We start from the raw sequence: 9,549 nt of genomic DNA, 5'->3' as shown, positions 1-9,549 counted from the left end.
ACAAAGAATAGGTGGATCTAATGAGCGGTCAAGTATTTAATGTTCTAGATTTGTTTTCTGGGGCTGGTGGAATGGCTGAGGGTTTCCTTCAAGCAGGGTTTAAAATACCTAATGCATGTGATTTTAGCGCTGAAGCAGCATTAACTTATAAAAATAGGCATCAACAATTAGGTTATACAGATTTGGGTTTCTATCAAGGCGATATTAGGAAAATAGCAAAACCTAAAAAAATTAAAGAATTTATTAAAGACAACGAAATATCGGTAGTTGTTGGTGGACCGCCGTGCCAAGGATTTAGTTTAACTGGAAAGAGAGATAAAGAAGATCCGAGAAATTATCTTTTTATTGATTATTTGAAAATAGTGAAAATAGTGAAACCCAAATATTTTGTAATAGAGAATGTAGAGGGGATACTCTCGTTTAAAGTAAGCGGATTAAAGGCAATAAGTCGTACGATTTACGATAATGTAACAGTACCTGAAATAATTATTAAAGAAGCTGAGAAAATTGGCTATAGCGTAAAATATAAATTGTTAAATGCTAAAAACTATGGTGTTCCTCAAAATCGCCCTAGAGTTATTTTTTTAGGACATCAGATCAAACGTGAAAAAGGAAAGATAATCGATATCGTACCACCACCGAATTTCCCTGCATTTCATGATAATATAACAACTGTTTCTCAGGCTATTTCAGATTTAAGGTTTGTAAAAAGTGGCGAGACAGCAGAATCATACAATACTAGATATAAAACTTCTTCATATCAGATAGCATTGAGAAATGGTTTGACTCCGAACATAAATGGTGTTGGGATAAGGTCTAATAGCTTAACTAATCATTCTGCTTCTAACCATACAGAAAAAGTAGTGAAGAGGTTTAAAAAGTTAAAACCTGACGAGAGTATTTCACAATTATTAAGTCGATTAGACGAGCAAGAACTTGAAGAATACAATACAAAGAAATATAGATGTACAAAACTTCATAAAGACAAAGTCTCTCCGACTGTTCTTACTTTGCCCGACGATATTATTCATTATGATCCAAAAAATCCAAGAATACTATCTGTCAGAGAATTAGCAAGATTACAATCATTTGATGATTCTTTTGAATTTCTGGGTAAAAGGACAACTGGTGGGGATAGAAGGAAGTTTGAAACTCCTCAGTATACTCAGGTCGGTAATGCAGTACCACCATTGTTCGCAAAAGCAATCGCTACTGAGATTATGTTAGCACTTCAGACGAATTTATTGAGTGAAGTAAATATGGTTGATTCAAAATGATTAGAGGGGGAATATCATGCCGGTTATCAACTTTAGAACAAATGCGAAAGTGGAAAGTCTAGTTGGTAGAGAATTAATTACCAATAATATTATTGCACTTTTCGAACTTGTGAAAAACTCATATGATGCTGGGGCAACTAAAGTCGAGATTAGATTAGTGAATTTTCATCCATATGACGATCAACGAATATTGACTAGTGAAAATTCTTATATTGAAGTTATTGATAATGGAAAAGGGATGACGTTTGAGGAAATTAAACAAAATTGGATGGAGTTAGGCACCTCTTATAAAGAGAAAAATAGATTCAAAGAAGTAAGAGTTCGGCAGAAGGAAATGGATAAAATTGCGAAAAGAATGGTTAATGGCGAAAAGGGAATAGGTAGATTCGGCGTAGATAAGATAGGTTCATATTTAGAAATGGAATCAATAGATGAAGGGTTAACGGAAAAGACGATAGTATACTTTGATTGGGAAAGGTTTGATGATAGATCTAAACTAATTGAAGAAATTCCATGTGAGTATAAAACATTAAAGGTTGAAGCAAGTGATATGGCAGGCTTGAAACTAAGGATACATAATTTACGAGATAACTGGTTGGGGAAAGATGTTAAAAAATTAGTGAGAAGTTTAAAAAAATTTTTGTCCCCACTACCATTTGAACAGGATGAATTTAAAGTTTATCTAACTCTTGTACACGAATTGGATGGAGAGTATGTAGAAGATACAGAAGAGATTATCAATGATTCATTCGATTATTTGAATACCAGAATAACTGCTGAAATAGATACTGAGGGGTACATCAATTACAATATATATGATAATGATTCTCTGGTTAAAAGTGATCACTTTTTTTTAGATCCCAAAGGAAATTCATTTGGAGCAGTCCAAGCTGTAATCTATTATTTAGATCCAACTTATAAAAGGATTTTCACCACTAAAATGGGAATGCGACCGAGTGATTATGGAAATATTAAAATATTTAGAGATAATTTTCGTATTATGCCTTATGGTGATTCGGATAATGATTGGCTAGAAATTGATAAAGTACATGCTCAAGGAATATTTCGATCATTCGGAACCAGAGATTTAATTGGTCATATTATGTTATCTCATGATCCTGTGAAAAAAAATTATGTATTAAAAGAGGCAACGGATAGAGTCGGATTAATCGAAGATGTATTAGAATTTAAAAATCTCAAAGACTTTATTTGGGTTTTAATTAAACTTTTACGAGATTATGTTTTTGATAGGATTAAAAGTGAAGCTAAAGAAACGACACAGGTATTAGTCAATGAAACAAAGGGTTTACGAAGTGAAGTAAGTAGTATATTTGATTCGTATAAAGAAATCATAAGTTCAGATGATTTACCCAAAAAATTTCAAGAGAAGTATGAAAATTTAGAACAGCAGACTAAGGAATTTGTCAGAAAGATTGATGTTTTAGAATATGCAACAAGTGTAATTGATAAAAAGATCAAAGTTTTCTCGCAAATGACTAGTAAAGAAGGAATTCTGTATGAAATGCTACATACGATTAAGAATAAGCTGACAGTGATTGATTCACAGATCAGAGGATTTGAATTAGATATAGAAGAAATGGGAATACAATTAAGCACTAAAGAGCTACAATCGGCATTTGAAGATATTTATAAACTTGTAGAAGGGTCATTAGATAAAGTAAATGCAAGCAAACTTAAAAAATCAGTTAAACCGATTAATAGAATACTAGAGAATATAATATATAGTCATAACTCACTCCTAAAGGAAGAGGACATTAGTTTTATTTCCTACTTAGACGATAGCTATCATTGTGCTATAAATTGTAATGAAGATTCAATTAAAGTTGTATTTGAAAATCTCTTTAGTAATTCTATTAAAGGATTAAAAAATAGAAGCAACAAAAAGATTATTCTAGAAACAAAGATAAGTGAAGGATTTATAGAAATATATTTTTCTGATAATGGTTGTGGTATTCCTCAAGACAAGGTGCGTTTCATTTTTTCTTTATGGAGTTCAAACACAAATGGGACGGGAATAGGACTGGCTACATCAAAAGATATAATTGAAGACCATGATGGTCAAATTTTTTATGTTGAAAATGACGATGAAAAACTGAGCACAACTTTTTTAATTAGAATTCCTATTCATTGAGGGAGGTTTTAGCTTGTCATATGTATTTAGAGCTTTAGTAATTGATGATCAAGTCCAAATCGCTGGGATTTTTGAAACATATAAAAAAGTACTAAAAAAGATACATAACTTGGATATTGAATTCACTATAGTAAATAATGAAGCAGATTATAATGCAGACGAGCCTTATGATATTTTAATGGTTGATTATAATTTGAAGCATGGATTTTATAATAGTGATAAACAATTAGGTAATGAATTTATAGAAACTTTCAGAAAAAAAAATAATGTTAGTAAGGTAATATTTTATTCCAGTGAATTTGAATATAATACTGAAAAGAGAAAATATAAATTTCCATTTGCAGATAAAGATGTGTTTGATTTAATTAATGTCTTAGGTGTTGATAAAGTTACAGCCAAGCATAATTTTGATATGAATATTGAAGTAATAAAAGATACATGTGAACAAATGGATATTCTCCCGCTTATATTGTCAAGAACCTTGGCAGAGTATAAGGAAAAAGATATTCAAGTTAGTTATACGAATAATAATGGAGAAGAAATCGAAGTATCTACCCTATTCAATGATCTCCTAAATGACAATGAACACGGGAAACAGTTTAGAAAAGAAATTATTGAAACTGTTTTAAATGTTTTATTTAAATATAAATATTAATTACAATAAAATTGTCATTAATATAGAAAAGGTGAAAAAATGAGTATTGCATTCTATCGAAATAGACTTAATCGTGAAATGAAAAGATTTGGAAAATTCAGTAAAGCGATAACGCAAAACTTAATGGAGATTCAACCGATAAATATAATATATAACCCGTACAAGCAAAAATGCTTAGATGAAATGAGCATGCATGAGACTGTTATTATAATAACTCATGGGGGACCTGAAGAAATATATCATAAATATGATTTTAAAAATAAGCAACATCAAGTGTTGCTTAATAAAGAAAACATAAGTTTATTAGAAGGCAAAAAAATAATTTCTATATCTTGCGCTACTGGGAGAATCTTTGGAAAAGAAGCATGGGAAACTGGCAAATGCAAGGTTTTTTTGGGTTTTCATAGTAAGATTCATTTTGACAAAAAAAACAAGTCCGAAGTAACGAAGAGTTACCGAAATTTTATTGGAAGTTGCTATAAGGATGTTTTTGGTTTTGTAATAGAACAATCCATTCTTAATAATTGGAGTTTTGATAAAATAAAAACGGTCCTCGGTATTGAGCTCAGGAATACTGTGATATCAAGAGCACTGAGTTTGAGAAATGAAAGACCACAACATTATGTAAATATAGGTCTAGATCAAGCGATATTTGCTGTAACAAATTTATCAAATAATATAGTGATTTATGGGGACGCGAGGGAAAAGATCATTTAGATATCAGATTCATATAGAATGATTCGAGAGCCCTGCTTTTGTGCTATTTTAACTAGCTTATTAATCGGCCACCGTTCTAAATTACTACCTAGTACAAGTAAAGTATCTGCTCTATATACTTCATTTAAAGCATGATTAAAATTCAAACAGGATTCACCTCTTAAGATGATATTTAATTTAATTGGAGAATTACAAACCGGACAATATGGGATATTATCATTTTTAAAATATTTGTTGGTATTATAAAAAGGGACAGTGAAAGAACATTTAGTGCAAATAAAGTCATTTATATTACCCAATAACTGAATAACATTAGTACTTCCAGCTTTTAAATGGAGCATATCTATATTCTCGGTAATTATTGGAATGTCTAATTTTTTTAATGTGTTATGAAAAATATTGGGTTTTTTTTTATTCCATCTACTTATTAAAAAGCAAGTTTGTAGGAATATCGCGTAGTTTTTTTGTGAAAATTCTAAGCTAAGTATTTCATTCAATGAGTATCCCAAATAATTACTTTCAAATGATGGTATTCCTGATGCAAGTGTAATTTCTGAGCCGGTTAAAGCAATGGGATAAGTAGAAGAGGAGATTTTTTCTTTTAATAGTTCTAATAATTCCATGGTTGTCCTCCAAGAATTGATTGGCTATTATTTTTTACAAAGTTTTCAAATTATATTCAGAACAAGTGAATTTATGTTCAGGAATTGATTATTTAGTTTTGTGACAATAATTAAGAACATTTGTTCTTGATTATTGTCACAAAATCTAAGCTTATTTGGAATATAGAATGGTTTAAAGAATTGTTAGTATTTAAAATTTATAAGAAGACTTTAGATTGAATCTTAAGGGGATGTATAGATAAGTCATTCTAAAGCATTGATTAAGAAAATGGTATAAAAAAGAAGTTGTGCATAGTCTAATACTTTTTTTTGTAAAATCCTATACCCTCGGTGATGATGCTGTTGATCAGTCTAATACTTATTTCTCAAAAGCTGACGATTTTCAGTCTCAAAAATCGCGCCATATCAACAACTCCAGTCTAAAACTTTATTTTCTTCGAACAAGTTGTTTGACTAATTACATTAATGTGTTGTTCTGAACATTAAAGTATTGTTTTGAGTAACAAAATTGCAATAGAGTTGTGTTTTGAAAAGCTTAAGACAAAAATGAGCGTGGAACAGCAACACTGACATCTAAAGCCGTCCTGAAAATACAGGGCGGCTTTATCTTTTTTTTATATGGGGGAAGATGATCTCACAAGGCCGACTTAGTGAAATTGAGCAGGGAAAGACTAAACCCTCTGCCGAAACTCTAAAAGAATTAAGGAAAGAATTTAATGTTGATTTAAACTGGTTATTCGACGAGGATATTTAATTTTGTTAATATGTTGATGGAGTGTCTGGTGACATTTAACTCAGTGTTTAGGTGGTGTCTTTAAAACAAAGTTTGAGTTTTTATAATAGAGTTGGTGCTTGATGAAGGCGTCAAATATTGTTTGTAGCTAGAAAAAAAGAATGTAACTGTTGATTATTGTCAAAAGAAAATAAAGTTCTAGACTGAGTTAATTGTAGTAACGTAAATAGAGGATGATTAGTTCATTATATGGGCTAATCTCCTCTATTTTTTGTTTAATAGAAATATTAACTTAGGCTTTAAATCTTAGTATAAATTATTTAATATATTGAGGATAAAAGCTTTCGTTGGGGGTGCTGTTGTGAGAGTACAAGAAGTAATTCTTAATGATAATAAAAAGAGATATTTGCTGTTGGATGCGGTAGGTGTTCCAGTTGTTCCTGTGATGAAGTATTTAAAATACCTGGATCAGACAAGTAAAAGCAACAATACACTGAAGACTTATTGCTATGCATTAAAACAGTATTTCACTTATCTTGAAGAGCGGAAGATAGATTACAAAGAAGTAGGAGTTAAGGATCTTGCTGACTTTGTAGGGTGGTTGCGTAATCCGTTTGAAAGTGGAAAAGTTACTCCATTACAACAGATTGAAGCGAAAAGAACAGAAAGATCAGTGAATCTTATAATCACAGTGGTAACAAGCCTATATGATTACTTTACTTTTTCCGTATTCAAGAGATCCAAAACGATATGGTAGGTAAACTGGTAAGACAAGTATTTAGAGGTGGTCATAGTAAATATAAGGGATTCCTACATCATGTCAATGAAGGAAAACCGACGAATAAGAACATTTTAAAGCTGAAAGAACCCAGAAGAAAACCTAGGGCTTTGCATAAGGATGAGGTCGAACAGATATACGAGTTTACAACGAACAATCGTGATCGATTGTTGATCCAGCTGTTGTTTGAAACGGGACTACGTATAGGGGAAGCATTATCACTCTTCATGGAGGACTTCGTATTCGATCACAAGAATGGCCATCGAATACGTTTAACGGACCGCGGTGAATTGGAGAATGGAGCTAAACTCAAGACAGGTGAACGGGAATTGTATGTTTCGCAGGGAATTATGGATTTATACGACGACTACCTATACAAAGTGATTGATGAACTTGAAATCGATACGAATTTCGTATTTGTTAAACTGCGGGGAAACCGTGTTGGACAACCGATGAATGACCGTGATGTTCGCGCCTTATTTAAAGTACTGTGTAAGAAAACAGGGATGCACATTCACCCTCACTTGCTGCGGCACACGCATGCAACAATATACTACCGTCAAACGAAAGACATCAAGCAAGTGCAAGAACGATTAGGGCACGTAAATATTCAAACAACTATGAACATGTATGTCCATCCATCGGAAGAAGATATACGTGAGAATTGGGAGAAAGCTCAACATGCATTTCAGCTTGGCAATATACAATCAAAGGAGATAACTGACAGTGGTGTTACAGAATAAAAAACATATGAAAGCGGATAGGTTGAATTATAATCGGCTTGAACAAGAGATCTCCAGCTATCAAGAGCGATTAGTTCATGATGATGGGTCCGTATCGTTTCACAAAATAGAGAACCCCTATTTCATGACTGAAAATACTTGGAGTGTAGATGTAATTGGTTCAATAGCTAACTTTCGGGATCAGCGAGACAAATATATTCGATCAAATAGAAATATTCGATTCGAATTTAATAACCCATGGGTTAATCTTGAAATGAAGTATGTTGTGTTCCATAAGTTATTTAATGATGAATGGTCTTTTTCAAGCTTATTCGGAACTAATTTCACAAACGTAAACCGGCTCACAAGATTTCTTAATGAAAAACACCCTCGACTAGAATCATTGTTAGATTTGAACATCAATAAGGCGGACCATGAGTGGCTGTTTTGGTTGGAGAATCAAAATATCCGTACACAAACTATAAGGAAACATGATGTGTACGGAGAACAAATAATTAAATGTTCAATTACACACTTCTTAAGACATATGCATTTTACTTTATTTCAACTTATAGATACTCGCCAAGAATGGGATAAAGATCGTTGGGATATCCGAGCTTTGTATGCTACGTATGGGATTAATTATAATAAATCACAATCTCAACATTTTGTTGACTTCTCGAAAATAAGGAACCCCTCAATTCGGAGTAATGTTAAAGAATATATAAAGCAACGTCTTTTAAATAAAAACAATTTTTCTTGGTCTACTGCAGTAGTTTATATGAATGTTATTCCTGGATTCTTAAACTTCATTTGCAACTTAGAGCCTTTATGGAATGACCTAAAGGATCTTCAAAGAAGCCATATTCTAAAATATATTGAATCGCTGCACCAAAGTGCAAAAAAGCTTACAAACCGAAATTCAAATCCTGAATCATACATTAAATACAATCTATCTGCTGTAAGTAAGTTTTTAGATGACATTCAACGTTATGAATATACAGTTGCGCCAAAAACAAATACAAGACAACTGCTTTTTCCAGAAGACAGACCAAAACGTAAAAAGAAACCTTACGATCAAATTGATTACATACCGGAATATGTATTAGAACAGCTTTTTGCTAATTTAAATCATTTGCATTCAGAAGTCCAACCTTTGGTATGGATAGCGTTCAAGACTGGTTTACGTATCTCAGATGTATTGGGATTAACGCAAGATTGCCTTTTAAGAATCAATGGAAAATACTACATTGAAACTGATATTGAAAAGACATATGTGAAAGGTCATCGCATCCCAATCGATGACGAATTAGCTAATATGGTAGCGGCTCTAATAAAGAAATCAATTGAGAACAGCAATGATGACAACAATCCAGAAAAATACGTCTTTATTCGATTTCGTGGTTCAAGAAAAGGCAGACCTTATTCCCAATTCTGGGTTGGAGAGAAATTGAACTGCCTGGCAAGAAATGTGAACATTACTGATGAATGCGGAAATTTATTCTACTTTAAAACTCATCAATTTCGTCATACCTATGCTATTAAGATGCTTAACGGCGGAGCAGATATATTAATCGTTCAAGAGTTATTGGCGCATGCATCTCCTGAGATGACAATGCGCTATGCCAAGCTTCTGGACAATACTAAGCGCAAGGCGTTTGAAACAGTTATCAAACAAGGCGTATTTAGCTTTGATATGAATGGGAAAATCCATGAGATCCATAAGGATGAAGAATTCCCATACGATATCCTGGAAACGCTCTGGCGTGATCAAAAACTAAATGCGATTGATAATCCCTACGGCTCCTGTCGGGCCCGTGTAAACGGAAATTGCCCATACGCGGAGGCCCCCCCTGCTTAACTTGTAACGGCGGAAGCCCTTGTAAAAACTT

Annotated in this window: 7 protein-coding genes and 1 pseudogene; 7 read left to right on the top strand and 1 reads right to left on the bottom strand. The window is 32.7% G+C overall.

The window, feature by feature from the left end; translation table 11 throughout:
* Positions 1 to 20 precede the first annotated feature (20 nt).
* From MHB56_RS11275 to MHB56_RS11260, 4 genes are read left to right on the top strand one after another with little or no spacing between them, the layout of a single operon-like run.
* Positions 21 to 1,277, top strand: coding sequence for a DNA cytosine methyltransferase (locus MHB56_RS11275; RefSeq protein WP_341143590.1), 1,257 nt, complete (start codon positions 21 to 23; stop codon positions 1,275 to 1,277).
* A 16-nt stretch (positions 1,278 to 1,293) separates the two neighbouring features.
* Positions 1,294 to 3,429: a sensor histidine kinase gene (locus MHB56_RS11270; protein ID WP_341143589.1), complete on the top strand. Its 2,136-nt coding sequence runs from the start codon at positions 1,294 to 1,296 to the stop codon at positions 3,427 to 3,429.
* A gap of 13 nt (positions 3,430 to 3,442) precedes the next feature.
* The gene (locus tag MHB56_RS11265; protein WP_341143588.1) at positions 3,443 to 4,084 is read left to right on the top strand and encodes a hypothetical protein; all 642 of its coding nucleotides are present in this window, start codon (positions 3,443 to 3,445) and stop codon (positions 4,082 to 4,084) included.
* Positions 4,085 to 4,123: 39 nt separating this feature from the next.
* Positions 4,124 to 4,801, top strand: a complete 678-nt coding sequence (locus MHB56_RS11260; RefSeq protein WP_341143587.1) for a hypothetical protein — start codon at positions 4,124 to 4,126, stop codon at positions 4,799 to 4,801.
* Here MHB56_RS11260 and MHB56_RS11255 read toward each other — a convergent pair.
* The gene (locus MHB56_RS11255; RefSeq protein WP_341143586.1) at positions 4,798 to 5,424 is read right to left on the bottom strand and encodes an SIR2 family NAD-dependent protein deacylase; all 627 of its coding nucleotides are present in this window, start codon (positions 5,422 to 5,424) and stop codon (positions 4,798 to 4,800) included. The genes MHB56_RS11260 and MHB56_RS11255 overlap by 4 nt on opposite strands.
* Before the next feature lie 628 nt (positions 5,425 to 6,052).
* Here MHB56_RS11255 and MHB56_RS11250 point away from each other — a divergent pair.
* The 3 genes and pseudogenes from MHB56_RS11250 (at position 6,053) to MHB56_RS11240 (ending at position 9,518) form a co-directional block, all read left to right on the top strand.
* Positions 6,053 to 6,178 carry a helix-turn-helix domain-containing protein gene (locus tag MHB56_RS11250; protein ID WP_081394076.1) on the top strand — a complete coding sequence of 42 codons (126 nt, stop codon included), beginning with the start codon at positions 6,053 to 6,055 and terminating at the stop codon, positions 6,176 to 6,178.
* A 340-nt stretch (positions 6,179 to 6,518) separates the two neighbouring features.
* Positions 6,519 to 7,678 (top strand): annotated as a pseudogene (locus tag MHB56_RS11245) (tyrosine-type recombinase/integrase).
* A complete protein-coding gene (locus MHB56_RS11240; RefSeq protein WP_341143585.1) occupies positions 7,662 to 9,518 on the top strand; it encodes a tyrosine-type recombinase/integrase in 1,857 nt (618 codons plus the stop codon). Before MHB56_RS11245 ends, MHB56_RS11240 begins: the two are co-directional and overlap by 17 nt.
* Positions 9,519 to 9,549: the final 31 nt, after the last annotated feature.

The organism is Paenibacillus sp. FSL H8-0315, from assembly GCF_038005365.1.
Classification (GTDB): Bacteria; Bacillota; Bacilli; order Paenibacillales; family Paenibacillaceae; genus Paenibacillus_AQ; species Paenibacillus_AQ odorifer.
Note: the sequence above shows the minus strand (reverse complement) of the source record. Positions and strands in the feature narration are given on the sequence as shown.